General features: G+C 62.3%; 12 protein-coding genes. 8 read left to right on the top strand and 4 right to left on the bottom strand.

The genetic code is table 11. From position 1 onward, the window contains the following. The 3 genes from V5F78_RS02370 (at position 1) to V5F78_RS02360 (ending at position 5,022) form a co-directional block, all read left to right on the top strand. On the top strand, positions 1-1,548 hold the full coding sequence (locus V5F78_RS02370; RefSeq protein ID WP_509276521.1) for a hypothetical protein: 1,548 nt from the start codon (positions 1-3) through the stop codon (positions 1,546-1,548). 287 nt (positions 1,549-1,835) lie between these two features. Further along, the gene (dgt, locus tag V5F78_RS02365) at positions 1,836-3,251 is read left to right on the top strand and encodes a dGTP triphosphohydrolase (RefSeq protein ID WP_394072695.1); all 1,416 of its coding nucleotides are present in this window, start codon (positions 1,836-1,838) and stop codon (positions 3,249-3,251) included. 331 nt (positions 3,252-3,582) lie between these two features. After that, the gene (locus V5F78_RS02360) at positions 3,583-5,022 is read left to right on the top strand and encodes an IS1182 family transposase (protein WP_509276518.1); all 1,440 of its coding nucleotides are present in this window, start codon (positions 3,583-3,585) and stop codon (positions 5,020-5,022) included. A gap of 142 nt (positions 5,023-5,164) precedes the next feature. On the opposite strand, the gene V5F78_RS02355 is transcribed toward V5F78_RS02360, so the two are convergent. Continuing rightward, the gene (locus tag V5F78_RS02355) at positions 5,165-6,082 is read right to left on the bottom strand and encodes a LysR family transcriptional regulator (protein WP_394072754.1); all 918 of its coding nucleotides are present in this window, start codon (positions 6,080-6,082) and stop codon (positions 5,165-5,167) included. 290 nt (positions 6,083-6,372) lie between these two features. On the opposite strand from V5F78_RS02355, the gene V5F78_RS02350 reads away from it, so the two are divergent. Together V5F78_RS02350 and V5F78_RS02345 are read left to right on the top strand one after the other, a co-directional pair. Further along, positions 6,373-6,921, top strand: a complete 549-nt coding sequence (locus V5F78_RS02350) for a hypothetical protein (RefSeq protein ID WP_394072752.1) — start codon at positions 6,373-6,375, stop codon at positions 6,919-6,921. Next, positions 6,918-7,943 carry an NAD(P)H-quinone oxidoreductase gene (locus V5F78_RS02345; protein WP_394072750.1) on the top strand — a complete coding sequence of 342 codons (1,026 nt, stop codon included), beginning with the start codon at positions 6,918-6,920 and terminating at the stop codon, positions 7,941-7,943. The genes V5F78_RS02350 and V5F78_RS02345 overlap by 4 nt, the downstream gene beginning before the upstream one ends. 63 nt (positions 7,944-8,006) lie before the next feature. Here the strand turns inward: V5F78_RS02345 and V5F78_RS02340 are convergent, their stop codons facing one another. The 3 genes from V5F78_RS02340 to V5F78_RS02330 form a co-directional block, all read right to left on the bottom strand. Further along, positions 8,007-8,558 carry a recombinase family protein gene (locus V5F78_RS02340; RefSeq protein WP_394072748.1) on the bottom strand — a complete coding sequence of 184 codons (552 nt, stop codon included), beginning with the start codon at positions 8,556-8,558 and terminating at the stop codon, positions 8,007-8,009. A 324-nt stretch (positions 8,559-8,882) separates the two neighbouring features. After that, positions 8,883-9,866, bottom strand: a complete 984-nt coding sequence (locus V5F78_RS02335) for a hypothetical protein (protein ID WP_394072746.1) — start codon at positions 9,864-9,866, stop codon at positions 8,883-8,885. Positions 9,867-10,128: 262 nt separating this feature from the next. Next, a complete protein-coding gene (locus tag V5F78_RS02330; protein WP_394072744.1) occupies positions 10,129-11,121 on the bottom strand; it encodes a phospholipase D-like domain-containing protein in 993 nt (330 codons plus the stop codon). Positions 11,122-11,320: 199 nt separating this feature from the next. Between V5F78_RS02330 and V5F78_RS02325 the strand changes: the two genes are divergently transcribed. The 3 genes from V5F78_RS02325 (at position 11,321) to V5F78_RS02315 (ending at position 14,424) form a co-directional block, all read left to right on the top strand. Then, complete coding sequence (locus V5F78_RS02325) at positions 11,321-12,760, top strand: IS1182 family transposase (protein ID WP_509276515.1); 1,440 nt, start codon at positions 11,321-11,323, stop codon at positions 12,758-12,760. A gap of 269 nt (positions 12,761-13,029) precedes the next feature. Further along, a complete protein-coding gene (locus V5F78_RS02320) occupies positions 13,030-13,527 on the top strand; it encodes a hypothetical protein (protein WP_394069063.1) in 498 nt (165 codons plus the stop codon). A gap of 3 nt (positions 13,528-13,530) precedes the next feature. Next, on the top strand, positions 13,531-14,424 hold the full coding sequence (locus V5F78_RS02315; protein ID WP_394069061.1) for a hypothetical protein: 894 nt from the start codon (positions 13,531-13,533) through the stop codon (positions 14,422-14,424). Positions 14,425-14,427: the final 3 nt, after the last annotated feature.

Below are 14,427 nucleotides of genomic sequence, written 5' to 3'. Positions count from 1 at the left end.
GTGAATTTCGATCGCGGATCCTTTTCGGGGCCGGCGAAAATTTCCGTTTGGATTTTTGTAACTTTCTTATCGCTCGTTTACGGTGGTGCGGTAAAAATGCTAGCAGGGCATTTCGATTCGACAGCACTAGGCGATTGGTTGGTTTTGATGGGCGCGAGCGGAAATTCTCCGGCCAGCGAAAAAACGTCCCGATTTCGCAAGGACGCCTCACTCGATCGGCTGGCGGATCGCTTCAACGTTGCGCAGTTCGTCAGTTTCGCGCCTTCCGCGAAAGGGCCGGTCCAGCAGTTCTCGCGCTTAGCCGACGCATCGCCGAACTCGCGCTTCGCCAGTCCGGCGGACGCCGTTCGCGAGCTCTTCCGCAAGAGCGCCGAAGGCACGGTCAACGTTCGCAGCTTCGACGAGGATCGTCCCCAGAGCCGCGAATTCATCTACGGCCTAGGTTCGGAAGCCGACGTCCTCTCGGCGTTGTCGCGCCTCTCTGCCGAGGGCCTCTTCACGATCGCCAACGAGACCATCGACGTGAGCGATGGCGGCGTGTCGGGCGTCGCCATGGGCGAGATCGTCGAGTTCGGTCCGGATACGACGCCCCGCGGCGTGGAGAAGAAGGGTTTCGCGACGTTGCCGCGCGAGTGGGCCGAGACCGTGTTCTCGACGGTGTACGGCGCCAGCCCCGATTTCGATTGCGCCGAGCGCAGCAGGATCGAGTTCAGCCTCCATCCGACGGCACGCGGTTACAAGCAGACCCCTGTCCTTTACTGGGAGCTCGGTGAATCCGAGGCGTTTCCCGCGAAGCTGGCGGACGCGCGTTGGCCCAACGATTTCTCCCGGATGATCGGCGACAAGGCGTATGGGCTCCTGGTCGCCCATGCGGCGGGACTGCCCGTTCCCCGCACGACCGTCATCGGGCGGCGGGTGGCCCCATTCTCCTTCGGCGCGGCCACCGGATCGAACGAGATCTGGCTCAGGACGTGTCCGACCGAACAGCAGCCCGGCAAGTTCAGCACGTTTCGTGGCTGGCGAGACCCGTTTCTGCTGATGGCGCAGGAGGACCCGGACCATAAGGCGATAGCGTCTGTGCTGTCCCAATCCGGCGTACCCGCCATGTGGTCGGGAGCGGCGATCGAGACCGTGGACGCTTCGCTCCTGATCGAGGGCGTGCGCGGGACCGGCGACCAGCTGATGCTCGGTTCCGTTCGCCCGTCCGACCTTCCGGTCGAGGTCACGGCGGCCGTGCTCGCGCTTCACGCGCTACTGCGCGAGCGCGTCGGCGACGTGCGCTTCGAATGGGTTTTCGACGGCGAGAGGGCGTGGGTCGTGCAACTGCATCGTGGCGCGACGGCATCCTCGGCGACGGTGATCGTCCCTGGGGACGCTGAGCGCTGGGTCACGTTCCGTCCCTCCGACGGTCTGGAGGCATTACGCGGTATCGTGCGCGAGTTGCCGCCGAGAACGGGCATCGCGATCGACGGACCCGTCGGGCTCACCAGCCACATCGCCGACCTGGTTCGCAAGGCCGGCGTGCCGACGCGTATCGGTACGGGATAATTCCACGGATTTCGGGGGCGGGACTTGCCGTGCGATCGGCGAGGGGAAAGAACACCACCTCCGCGACTTCGAACATTCCACGAGAGGGGCACACCATGGTACTCGCAGCAGTCAGAGAAGCCAGGGAAGACGCCAAGAACAGCCTGTCCACCTTGCGGCAAGCCATGCAGGAGCGCCGCGAGCGCGAGAGGAAAGCTGATGAGGAAAGGCGCGCGGACGAGGAAAGGGCCGCGCGAGACGAGGCGGTTGGCCAGGCCCCGCAGGCAGCGGCCGCGCGGTAATCCCCAATGTATCGCCGCGTGGACTACCGGCGCGAAGTCGACGCGCCGGACGGCCAGGAAAAGGCCTGGCGTGACGACTTCTCACGCGACTACGGCCGCGTCATCCACAGCGCCAGTTTCCGCCGCCTCCAGGGAAAGACGCAGGTCTTTCCCAGCAGGGAATCCGACTTCTTCCGAAACCGGCTGACCCATTCGCTAGAAGTCGCCCAGATCGGACAAGGCATCGCGGAACGCCTGAACCACGATTTCGCGGAACGCCTCGGGCCGCCGGGGATCGATGGCCGTCTTTGCGCCACGGCAGGGCTGATTCACGACATCGGGCACCCCCCATTCGGCCACAATGGCGAGAAGGCGCTCGACAAGGCGATGAAGCCCTACGGCGGATTCGAGGGCAACGCGCAAACGCTGCGCATCATCACGCGCCTGGAAAAGAAGAAGCGGTACAAGGAAGCGATCGATGGCGACGATCGCGCTGGCTACAACCTGTGCCACCGGACGATCGCCTCGGCGCTGAAATACGACAAGTTGATCCCGGCGTTGCGCGGCGAGGATGAAGACATCGTCAAAGGATACTACCTTTCCGAGAAGACGATCGTCGATCGCGTGAAGGCGTCCATACTCGAGGGTTATCAGCTGAAGCAGGAGGAGACCTTCAAGACGATCGAGTGCTCGATAATGGATCTGGCCGACGACATCGCCTACTCCATCTACGACCTGGAGGATTGCCTCAAAGTGGGGATCCTGTCCCCGGGCGAAATCCTGTCGTCCGAGGACGGGTTGCTGGCGAAGGTCGCGGCGAAGGTCTCTAAGGAACTGGAATACAACGTCACCACGAGGGACGTCCTCGGTGTGTTCCTCAATCTGTTCGCCGAGTTGGCCGATAGCGACGAGGACACGGACGCGCTCCCAGAGGATAGCGAGCCCACCCAGGAATCGGAGAGGGACAAAATCCTCGTCACCTTCGCGCAGATGTACCTATCGTCGAAGAAGCTCGGCGAGGACGGGTACCGCAGGACGAAGCTCTCTTCGGAGCTGGTCCACAAATTCATCAGCGGCGTCGAGCTGACGGTGCACGAGGAATGCAAGGCCCTCAGCTCAGTGAAGCTGCCGAAGCCACTCGCGCTGGTCAAGGAAGTGCTTAAGCAGTACACCCGCGCCGCCGCGATCTACTCTCCACGCGTCAAGATCGGGGAGTACCGTGGATCGGACCTCGTCGGCGATATCTTCGAGGCGCTCATGAGTGACAAGGGCGATCTCCTAATGCCAGACGACGTGCGCGCCATCGTCAACTCTGCGAGCGACGTGAACGTAAAGGCCCGCACCGTCTGCGATTTCGTCGCCGGCATGACGGACCGCTACGCCATGGAGTTCTGGGCGAGGCTGAAGTCGGACAGCGCCGAGAGCATGTTCAAGCCTATCTAAACGTTGCCTAAGGCGACTTCGTCGAAGCGCGAGATAGATATCGTATCAAGTTTGCCTAGCGTGATCGCCTGCGGGTGAGTGGTCTTGAGCGTCCTGTTCGCTTGAGCAGACCTTCTCGATGGCCCGCGCGGGCACACAGCATCGCTAAGCTAAACTACCCGAAACCGGACGCTTCCGGCGTCAGCTACAGGTCAGTGACCGCCCTCGACTTTCATCGGCGACACGTCCGCTTTTCGTTCGAAGTTCCCAATAGCGGACAGTCCGCTCCCGGCCCGAGGCTGTGTGAAAACCCCTGATGATGCTATGATCTGGCAGTGCTTCGGGGTGCCATATGGGACGTTTCGTTGAAGCTGCTGACCGCCGCCAAGCAAGCTTTTTGCCGACGTGCCTGGAAGACTATGTGGATGCTAACAACCCGGTCCGCATCATTGACGCCTTCGTCGATGAACTCGATCTGGCCGAACTCGGCTTTGCTCGCGTGCAGCCGGCATCGACCGGCAGACCCGGTTATGCCCCGGGCACCATGCTCAAGCTTTATGTCTATGGCTATCTGCACCAGCTGACCTCGAGCCGGAAGCTGGAGCGCGAGGCGCGCCGCAACATCGAACTGATGTGGCTGATCGGCAAGCTGGCACCCGACTTCAAGACGATCGCGGACTTCCGCCATGACAATGCCAGCGCGATCCAGATCGCGTGCCAGCGCTTCGTCGCCATCTGTCGTGCCCTTGGCTTGGTCGGTGGTGGCATGGTCGCGATCGACGGATCACGCCTGCGCGCAGTGAACACGCACGAGAAGAACTACACCAAGGGCAAGCTGGCGCGCCGGAAGGCCCATGTCGAGAAGAGCATCGCGCGCTATCTCGCCGAGCTTGAGGAGACCGACAGGGCGGAGACCGGCCCGGCCACTTCCAGGATCCATCACCTGACCGAGCGACTGGCGTCGCTGCGTGGTCGGCTTCGCGAACTCGAGGAGATTGGCCAGCAACTGCAAGCCGCTCCCGATGAGCAGGTGTCGCTCACCGATCCCGATGCCCGTGCCATGGCGACCGGGAGCGACCATCGCGGGGTAGTCGGCTACAACGTCCAGGCGGCCGTCGATACCCGACACCACATCGTCGTCGCCAATGCGGTGACCAACCGCGGTCATGACCGCTCGCATCTGCTGGAGATGGCCACAGCGGCCCAGGCCGAGACCGGCGCTGCCGAAATGATCGCCCTGGCAGATCGTGGATACTATGAGGGCGAGCAAATCCGCGCTTGCGCCGAAGCTGGCATCATCCCGATAGTGCCCAAGCCAAATACCTCACCGGCTCAGGCGCGCGGCTTCTGGGGCAAGGCTAGGTTCGTGCATGAGCCGCAGACCGACACCTATCGCTGCCCCGCCGGTCAACAGCTGCAGAAACGCTTTGCCCGGGTGGAGGGCGGCAAGCTCATCAGCGTCTACTTCAACCAAAAGGCCTGCAGCGCCTGCCCGTCGCGTCCCCTGTGCACGGCCGGCAAAGAGAAACGCATCCGACGATGGGAGCACGAAGCGGTGCTTGATGCCATGGAGCGCAGGCTTCAAGCGATGCCCGAAGCCATGGCGGTCCGCCGCTGCACGGTCGAGCACGTCTTCGGCACCATAAAAGGATGGATGGGGGCCAACCACTTCCGAACGCGCGGCCTCAAGCACGTCGCCACCGAAGCCAGCTTGGCGATACTGGCTTACAACATGAAGCGTGCCATTGCCGTGGCCGGCGTGGCCCCAACACTCAAGGCGATAGCCGAGTGACCGGAGCCGACGCGCACCATGGAAAAGGCAGCTTGACCGATCAGCCGCGCAGAGTTCTCACACAGCCTCGGCCCCAAAAAGGCCATTCGTCGCCGTAGCGGCAAACTTCTGCTCCTGGCGCCTCCCGTCGATCGGGCATCGTTCATGAATCCCACACGGGGGGATTGCCGATCGACGTGCGCAAGGCCTTGGTGAAGGCCCGCACCTTCGCGCTTGGCTGCGGCAGGGCGCGCAGGAGATAGATGCCGGCGGACCCATCGTTCCAGGGCTCGCCGCCGAGCGGCAGGCGTACGAGCTTGCGAGCCCTCACGTCCGGGCCGACGACCCAGCTCGGCAGAAATGCGATGCCCAGACTCGTCTCGGCCGCCGCGCGCTGGGCTTCGAAATCATCCGAACGAAAGCTCACCGTTCCATTCCCGGCATGGCCGGCCGGGCAGCCGAGCACATCGCGCCAGCCGAGAAGGTCGGCGCCGTGCAGCTTATCGATCAGCCGGTGCGATGACAGGTCCGCCGCGCTGTCGGGCCTGCCGGCCCGCGCCAGATAGTCCGGGCTCGCCACCAGCAGTCGTTCCAGCGGCGCGACCTTTGTCGCGATCAGCGTGCTGTCGGTCAGTGCGCCCATGCGGATGAGGACGTCGAGGCGCTCGATGACCGGATCGGCCAGCCGCTCCGTCAGATCGAGTTCGACGTGCAAAGCTGGATGCTCTGCTTGCAGTGCCGCGACGACCGGCAGCACATAGCGCTTGCCGAAGGAGGGGAAGCAGGCGATCCGCAATGTGCCCGAGACGGAGCCATCGAAGGCGGCGACTTCCGCATGGGTGTCGGCAAGCTCATCCAGGTGCCGCTGCGCCCGCTCGTGGAGGCGCTGGCCGGCATCGGTGAGCGTGAGCGCCCGCGTCGAGCGGATGAAGAGCGCGACGCCGAGATCCTCCTCCAGCGCATCGATCTGACGGACGATCGCCGAAGGCGTCACGGCGCGTCGCCGCGCGGCCCCGGAGAAGCTTCCGGCCCGGACCACATCCACGAAGGTGGCGAGGAATTCGGCGAAATGGGGTCTCATCTTTGCGATCCGGGCAAAGCCATTTGCAGGAGGCTCCGGCTTATCGCCGATGCCGGACACTCGCATATTCGCGGCGTCAACACAGCAGCGGCACCGCGCCTCTCGGCCCGATTCATCGCAGCCGGAGCGCGCCGGCGTTCCATCTCGCACGATATCACAGGGTCACGGAGATATTGAAATGCGCCGGCCCTGGCGCCGCGGGTGACCCTGCTCTGCTTCTTTCCCCCACGTATCGGGGCCCATCGCACGGCGGGTCATCCCGTTCACACGCTCATCGAGAAGGCAAAGAAATGAAAGTTCTGACCGACAAGATCCTCTCCCAGTCTGCCTATACTGCGGAGATCGACGTTCCTTTTGAGAAGATCGACATCGCCGAATGGCTGTTCAGCCTGCCGGAAGCGGAATATCTGCGCTGCTGCCCGCCGGATCACATCGGCTCCGGCGTCACGACCACCGACGATGGCCGCCGCATGGTCATCAATGTGGAGATGATCGGCACCGGCCTCGTCATCCAGCACTACATCGCCGAGGAGGCCACGGCGAACTATTGCCGGATGAACTCGATCTCCGACGTGTTCACGCCCGTCGGCCGCACCCAGGTCAATGTGCTCTGGGAGCTGATGGCCGAGGAGATCGAGGGCGGCAGGACCCGCTACACCAATCGTGTCACCTCGCGCCCGACCGACACGTTCATGGATTTCCTCGCCGCGCACGGCCAGACCTTCGAGCAGGCGGCTATCGCCCGGCAGGAGGCCGGTGGCGATCACAACCGCCGGGAGACGCCGCTCTTCGCCGCCAGCATTGGACGCCGTGCGCTCGCCAAGGCCGCAGCGAAATGAAAGCCATCGTGTTCGACGCGTTCGGCCCGGCCGACGTGCTCCATCTCGGCGACGTGGCGATGGCGGAGGTTCGCCCGGGCGATCTTCTGGTCAAGGTGCACGCCGCCGGCGTCAACCGCGCCGATCTGTTGCAGCGGCAGGGCTATTACGGCCGAAAGAGCTATGGCGAAAGCGATCTGCTCCGGCTGGAAGTGGCCGGCGAGGTTGTCGCTGTCGGCAGCGATGTTGCCGATGTCCGCATCGGCGAGCGCGTAATGGCCATCGTGGGCGGCGGTGCCTATGCTGAATATGCCCGCGTCGATCGGGGCATGGCGGTGCGAATTCCGCCTGATCTCGATGATCTCGGCGCGGCGGCGGTGATGGAGTCCTTCGTCACCGCCTGGGAGGCCGCCGTGCATCTGGGTGGGACGGCGAAGAACACGGCCATCCTCGTCCACGCGGCGGCGGGCGGGGTCGGCTCCGCCGTCGTGAAGATCGCGCGCGCGCTCGGGGCCCGTGTCTTCGCCACCTCGAACGTCGAGCGACGCGACGACGTTCTCGCCCTCGGCGCGGAGGCGGTGTTCGACTATCGATCCGAGGACTTCGAGCAAGGCGTGCGCGACGCCACCGGCGGGTCAGGGGTCACCGTGGTCGTCGACTTCGTCGGCGGCGACTATCTCCCGCGCAATCTGCGGAGCCTCGCTCCGGGCGGCCGTCTCGTTCAGGTCGGCCTGCTGGGCGGGCAGGAGAGCGCGGCGATTCCGCTGGCTCTCCTGTTGCACAACCATCTTCGCCTCATCGGGACTGTGATTAAATCGCGGACGGCGGACGAAAAGCGCGCCATGGTGCGGCGCTTCGCGGAAGGCGCACTGCCCCTGTTCGCCGATGGCCGGCTGACGCCGCTGGTCGGCAGGGTCTATCCCCTCGCACAGGCCGCCGAAGCGCATCGCTCCATGGAAGCGGGTGGCGGATTCGGCAAGGTTGTGCTGAAGGTTGCGGAGGAGAGCAGCGGAGGAGACTTCGCGCACGTCGGCTTTGGATGACGGATGGCTGAATGTCGGCTTTCGGGCAAAGAGCCAGAGTCTGCTTCTAGCGCAGGGGCGAGCTCACTCAATGGGTCCGATACGGCTGATGGTGGCCTTGCTCACGCCTGTGATTCGCGCGAGTTCGCGCACGCTCTCTCCTTCCGCCCTTCGCTTGGCAACGAAGGCACGCTGATCGGCCGATAGCACATGCTTGCGGCCGAATCGCACGCCGCGCGCCTTGGCGCGCATACGGCCTTCTCCTGTGCGTGTTCTGATCAGCTCTCGCTCGAATTCGGCAAGGCCGCCAAGTACGGTGAGCATAAGACGGCCATGCGGCGTTGTCGTATCGGCCCAGCCGTCGCCGAGGGACTTGAAAGCGGCACCTCGTTCAGCGATCTCGGCGAGAATGTTGAGCAGATCACGCGTCGAGCGCGCCAAGCGATCAAGTCGAACGACGAGAAGCGTATCACCGGCTTGCAAGGCGGCCAGACATTTTCGCAATTGCCGGCGGTCCGTTTTAGCGCCGCTTGCCGTCTCCTGGAACAGCTTTTCGCAGCCGGCGGCTTTGAGGTGTTCGATCTGGCTATCTAAAGTCTGCCCATCAGTTGAGACGCGCGCGTAGCCGAAAATCATTTGTGTATTATGAGACTATATTATGAGACAGTCAACGCGTTGATATTTCATAACATAAATATCGTCTCATATATTTTGATTTTTGAGACATGCTCCCTCACCAATTGAAGGAATGCCCGAGTTTCCGTTGCGCGAGATGCGGAAGTTGGCATTTAATCCGAAATGCGAATATTCGTAAGCCGACCGGAAGCTCTGCTGGTTAGCCGCCTCCAACTTATGAGCTTGGCCTCGACGCCGCCTCCGATTTGGTCGAAATCCCATTTGAAAGGGGCCTTTAATGAATCAGCCTGTGGCGGGGCGCCCTTACGCCGGTACTGATCAGTCTTACCCTGTGACCCGATCCCTCGAAAAGAAGGCGACCTTAGCATCGCGATGCTGAAGGCATCGGCTGTCATCTTGTTCGCGATCCTCCTCCGTGAGTACCTCGTTGCACACCTCACACCGAAGCTCGTAGCCGTCCCGGCCGCACACTGCGCAAGCGCCTTCGTCGACGACGACCGCGACCTCACCGCAGGCGTCACATTTCAAGAGCGGTGGCTTGCCTCCCTGTGTCGCGGCGTCATAGAGGTCTCGGGCGAAGTGGCTCACCAAGGTTGGCCAAATCTGGCCTTTTGCCGGAAAGGTCATGGGGCATACGCGACACTTGAGGCGAGCTGTGTCCTGGTCAGTGTCGGCGTGGTCTTCTAGTTCGACGAGCGCAGAATTGCAGACCGCACACACGAGCTCTGTCGCGGCGGCGTGACGCATTGTTGGCGATCGCCATCGCAGCGTGCGGGTCGAGGCCTGGCATCGGGCCAATTCTTCCTGAAACACGCTCTCGTTGGAGAGAAGAAACTCCCAGGTGTCGGGCTCCAGCGCTTCCGCCGGATCAAGGCCGAGGACGTCGAACAGGCGGCGAATCATCATCGCGGACTGCGCGACGACCTCCCGTAGTTCGTCGCGACGGCCTGCGAACCGGTAGTGCTCCAGTACATTGCGATGGCTCGTCAGTTTTCGCAGGGGCGCCCGATCGAGTTTAATCCCGAGCTGGCCGAACCGCTCGATAATCTGCTGCTCGTCAGCGGTCTTCTGGCCCTGGCCCTTGAAGGCGAGGTTGCCGGCAGCATCGAGTCCAGGGGGGATGCGGGCCTTGATGAGCACCTCGTCGCTTCCAGCCGGCGACAAGGCGCGGAGCTTCTCTTTGCAAAGGAGGAGAACCCCAGCCTGGACGTTGCGCACGGCGGAAATCAGCCGTCGCGGGTCCGATGAACGGAAATCCTCGACGCCAATCTCGATCGATTGCACTGCGTTCGTGAGCAGAGACTCCATGGTCCGAGTGACCCTCTATGGCGAGTATAGGCGCGCAGGACGCGCCAACAGCTGACCTTCCCGCTCAGTTGGGAGCGGACGTTCGCCGGATCCCCGTGCAGTCAGAGTGAGCGCCCACCCAACGCGGCCGATCTCGGCACCCCTCTCTGCTACCCTGAAAATTGAAGGCCGTTTGAACGGCATGGAGGTCGTAGCTGCGTGCGGGCAGATTTCTGAAGTGAATCTGGCCAAAAAAATGGCGGCATACTCTTCCACTGTTATCCTATGGCGCCTGTTTCCGAGCGAAGCGGTCGGCGATCTCGATGGCCCGCTGCAGCGACACACGATCCTTCTTGCCCGCCCTCATGATCTGCTTCCCGGCGGCTTCGAGCAAAGCTTTCTCCGCGGAAGCGATCGGGTATCGACGGCCGCCCACGGAGACGACGCCGCGAGGCGTCACCGTCAGGAGTTCCTCCCCTTCGATCTCGCGTTGAATTCCCACCGATTTCGAACAGCCGCGAATCTTCGGAAGCTTTACGTTCGTGCAATCCAGATCGATAATCCACGCTCCGATCTGGATCGCGCCGACCTGATATCCCCAGGGCCGTTTAACCTTCGAGAGATCTGAGCTTGGCTCCAGCACCGCCGCTTGCTCCTTAAATGTCTTCAATTCCTTCTTAGCCGCCCGACTCAAATCTTCTCCGTATGCGATGACGATGACGTCCTCGAAAACATCAGGTCGCTCGCGGCATGCTGCGATCAATGTTTTTGAATTGGGTGGATTGAGCGTGCCAGCGGGCACAGCATCGCATCTGGCGCGGGCCGCCTTGATATCCGAGGCTGTGACGATACGAGTCTCAGCGGCGCCCCACATCTCGTCGAAGAAGGCGGAGGCGGCACGAACGAGGTCGGGATCGTCGCTGAGGACGTTGGCCTCCTTCCAGCCGACCGCATCGTCACCCTCGACCATCAGGCCGTTTGTCGAGGCGTTTGATGAGCCGACGATGCACAGCTTTTCCGTTGCGTAGACCTTGCCGTGGAGCCTGCGGTGGGTCCGCACTTGAATTCCAACATCGAGGAGCTCCTGCACGGCATCCGGATTGCAGCCGACGTGGTCGAGGTTGCAGACAATCTGGACATCGTCACTTGGGGACAGCCCGAGCTTTTTTGCAGCCCCCAGGCCCCAGAATGCGACGGCGATACGAACCTGCTTGTCCTCGCGGATGGCGGCCGAGAAAACCTTTGCCACATCGTGTTCGCGAATGAACCTCAGCATCCCAAACTCCCAAATTCCGGCGCCTATGATGAATGCAGGTCATCCTAACAGCTCGGGCCGAGACTTTGTCTTTTCCATCGCCTCCGATTCGCGCTAGGAGCAGAAGGTCGCTGCTACGACGACGAATGGCCGGTTTGGGGCCGAGGCTGTGTGAAAACCCCTGATGATGCTATGATCTGGCAGTGCTTCGGGGTGCCATATGGGACGTTTCGTTGAAGCTGCTGACCGCCGCCAAGCAAGCTTTTTGCCGACGTGCCTGGAAGACTATGTGGATGCTAACAACCCGGTCCGCATCATTGACGCCTTCGTCGATGAACTCGATCTGGCCGAACTCGGCTTTGCTCGCGTGCAGCCGGCATCGACCGGCAGACCCGGTTATGCCCCGGGCACCATGCTCAAGCTTTATGTCTATGGCTATCTGCACCAGCTGACCTCGAGCCGGAAGCTGGAGCGCGAGGCGCGCCGCAACATCGAACTGATGTGGCTGATCGGCAAGCTGGCACCCGACTTCAAGACGATCGCGGACTTCCGCCATGACAATGCCAGCGCGATCCAGATCGCGTGCCAGCGCTTCGTCGCCATCTGTCGTGCCCTTGGCTTGGTCGGTGGTGGCATGGTCGCGATCGACGGATCACGCCTGCGCGCAGTGAACACGCACGAGAAGAACTACACCAAGGGCAAGCTGGCGCGCCGGAAGGCCCATGTCGAGAAGAGCATCGCGCGCTATCTCGCCGAGCTTGAGGAGACCGACAGGGCGGAGACCGGCCCGGCCACTTCCAGGATCCATCACCTGACCGAGCGACTGGCGTCGCTGCGTGGTCGGCTTCGCGAACTCGAGGAGATTGGCCAGCAACTGCAAGCCGCTCCCGATGAGCAGGTGTCGCTCACCGATCCCGATGCCCGTGCCATGGCGACCGGGAGCGACCATCGCGGGGTAGTCGGCTACAACGTCCAGGCGGCCGTCGATACCCGACACCACATCGTCGTCGCCAATGCGGTGACCAACCGCGGTCATGACCGCTCGCATCTGCTGGAGATGGCCACAGCGGCCCAGGCCGAGACCGGCGCTGCCGAAATGATCGCCCTGGCAGATCGTGGATACTATGAGGGCGAGCAAATCCGCGCTTGCGCCGAAGCTGGCATCATCCCGATAGTGCCCAAGCCAAATACCTCACCGGCTCAGGCGCGCGGCTTCTGGGGCAAGGCTAGGTTCGTGCATGAGCCGCAGACCGACACCTATCGCTGCCCCGCCGGTCAACAGCTGCAGAAACGCTTTGCCCGGGTGGAGGGCGGCAAGCTCATCAGCGTCTACTTCAACCAAAAGGCCTGCAGCGCCTGCCCGTCGCGTCCCCTGTGCACGGCCGGCAAAGAGAAACGCATCCGACGATGGGAGCACGAAGCGGTGCTTGATGCCATGGAGCGCAGGCTTCAAGCGATGCCCGAAGCCATGGCGGTCCGCCGCTGCACGGTCGAGCACGTCTTCGGCACCATAAAAGGATGGATGGGGGCCACCCACTTCCGAACGCGCGGCCTCAAGCACGTCGCCACCGAAGCCAGCTTGGCGATACTGGCTTACAACATGAAGCGTGCCATTGCCGTGGCCGGCGTGGCCCCAACACTCAAGGCGATAGCCGAGTGACCGGAGCCGACGCGCACCATGGAAAAGGCAGCTTGACCGATCAGCCGCGCAGAGTTCTCACACAGCCTCGGGCCGGAAGCAGCCTGTCGGCTTTTGGCGCTGGCGCGGGAATAACAGATGTCGAACGATTGGCAGGCTCGAAGTCGTTGATACCGACCGGCAGTCAACTCGACTTAGCTGCCGAATGAAGATTATCTGAAAGCGTGGAGGTTCAGATAACCGAAGCCGCTGGAGGAACGTTGATAACGGAAAGCGAAGAAGGCACGCCGATGGCGATCGATCTTGAAGTGATCGCCTACCATGAGGCTGGACATCCCGTCGTAGCGATCATCTGCCGGTTCATCGGCACCGAGATCGTGGTCCGCGACTCAGAGCATGGACACGGGCACGTCGCGTGGCAGATCCCGGACAATCTGACAGCCGACGACTTGCAACTCGCGGCACTCGTCACCGCGTCAGGGTTGGCGGCCGACGCGCTCCTCTACAGGATCAAGCCAAGGCCCGGCTCCGAATTTTCTGGGCATTTCAACGATCAGCTGCAGGTCAATGAGTTCATCCGAAATTCCGGCCACGCCGTGAATTTCAACGGCTATCTAGCGCTGGCGATGAAGATCCTCGGCGATAACTGGTCGTTCGTCGATCAGGTAGCTCAATACTCGATCCAGTCTAACCAACTCCGTGTGACCGCACTGGACCCCGGTAGCTCCCCGGCCCTGCCGGCGGACTGGAAGCGCATGTTAGATTTTCTGACCGTCGAGGGAGAGTAGCTGATGGCGCTACTTGAATACCAGCCGCGTCAGCCACTCTATCATTTCACAAGCCCCGCTGGCTTCGAAGGCATCTTGAAATCGAAGGTGCTCTGGTTCAACGACCTGACGCAGATGAACGACCCTCGGGAGTTGGATCTAGGATTCGAACACTTCGTTGAAGCCCTCAAGGCGGTACGCCATAACGAATACAAAGGCCATCGCGGCTTCTTCCTGTCGATCTTGGCCGGCAGGCTGACGGCATTGCGAGAGAGCCACCAAGCGTTCTGCTGTTGCTTTTCTCTGGTCGGGGACGACCTCCCATTGTGGAACGAGTACACGGGATACGTCGGGTTATCGGTCGGGTTCAAGCCGACGGCGATCAATGACATTCAAGCCCGGTTGCAGCAGGCAAACTACCTCTCTGACAACACACCAGAAGCGTTCCGGTCGAAGGTTCTCAAGATAGCGGCTACTCACGATCCCAAGGGGGGCGTCCCAAATGAGCAGTTTTGGACGCAGGCCTCCGTGGACGCCTTTACCGCCATCACTGCGCTCAAGCATCACACCTGGGCCTATGAACGCGAGATCCGGATGATTCACTTGCAGACCAGGGAGGAGCCTGATCCGGCGGACGGCGCCCTGGTGTCCGATGACGGCGACGTCAATGAGTGGATCACCCCGTCGACCCGCACCGGGGCCGGTGGCGAGGTGAGTTACCTGCCGTTCCAGTTCGGTCGGTACCGGGACGGCGACGACAAGCATCGTGGCGCGATCGCGCGGGTAATCATCGGTCCGATGTGCACACTGTCCATAGATGACGTCGCCGGCATGTTGGCTGCAAACGGCTATAACGGCGTCGAGATCGTTCACTCCGAGTGCCGCATCCGGAAGTCCGTCACGACTGCAGGAACCTGAGCG

It is taken from the genome of Roseixanthobacter glucoisosaccharinicivorans, assembly GCF_043195095.2.
Taxonomy (GTDB): Bacteria; Pseudomonadota; Alphaproteobacteria; order Rhizobiales; family Xanthobacteraceae; genus NCEH01.
Note: the sequence above shows the minus strand (reverse complement) of the source record. Positions and strands in the feature narration are given on the sequence as shown.

What these genes read in the sequence shown, in the direction of transcription:
- V5F78_RS02355 (WP_394072754.1), bottom strand. Translation starts at nt 6,082, where the DNA reads ATGAGACCCCATTTCGCCGAATTCCTCGCCACCTTCGTGGATGTGGTC.
- V5F78_RS02325 (WP_509276515.1), top strand. Translation starts at nt 11,321, where the DNA reads ATGGGACGTTTCGTTGAAGCTGCTGACCGCCGCCAAGCAAGCTTTTTG.
- V5F78_RS02320 (WP_394069063.1), top strand. Translation starts at nt 13,030, where the DNA reads ATGGCGATCGATCTTGAAGTGATCGCCTACCATGAGGCTGGACATCCC.
- V5F78_RS02330 (WP_394072744.1), bottom strand. Translation starts at nt 11,121, where the DNA reads ATGCTGAGGTTCATTCGCGAACACGATGTGGCAAAGGTTTTCTCGGCC.
- V5F78_RS02345 (WP_394072750.1), top strand. Translation starts at nt 6,918, where the DNA reads ATGAAAGCCATCGTGTTCGACGCGTTCGGCCCGGCCGACGTGCTCCAT.
- V5F78_RS02350 (WP_394072752.1), top strand. Translation starts at nt 6,373, where the DNA reads ATGAAAGTTCTGACCGACAAGATCCTCTCCCAGTCTGCCTATACTGCG.
- V5F78_RS02360 (WP_509276518.1), top strand. Translation starts at nt 3,583, where the DNA reads ATGGGACGTTTCGTTGAAGCTGCTGACCGCCGCCAAGCAAGCTTTTTG.
- V5F78_RS02335 (WP_394072746.1), bottom strand. Translation starts at nt 9,866, where the DNA reads ATGGAGTCTCTGCTCACGAACGCAGTGCAATCGATCGAGATTGGCGTC.
- V5F78_RS02340 (WP_394072748.1), bottom strand. Translation starts at nt 8,558, where the DNA reads ATGATTTTCGGCTACGCGCGCGTCTCAACTGATGGGCAGACTTTAGAT.
- V5F78_RS02315 (WP_394069061.1), top strand. Translation starts at nt 13,531, where the DNA reads ATGGCGCTACTTGAATACCAGCCGCGTCAGCCACTCTATCATTTCACA.
- dgt (WP_394072695.1), top strand. Translation starts at nt 1,836, where the DNA reads ATGTATCGCCGCGTGGACTACCGGCGCGAAGTCGACGCGCCGGACGGC.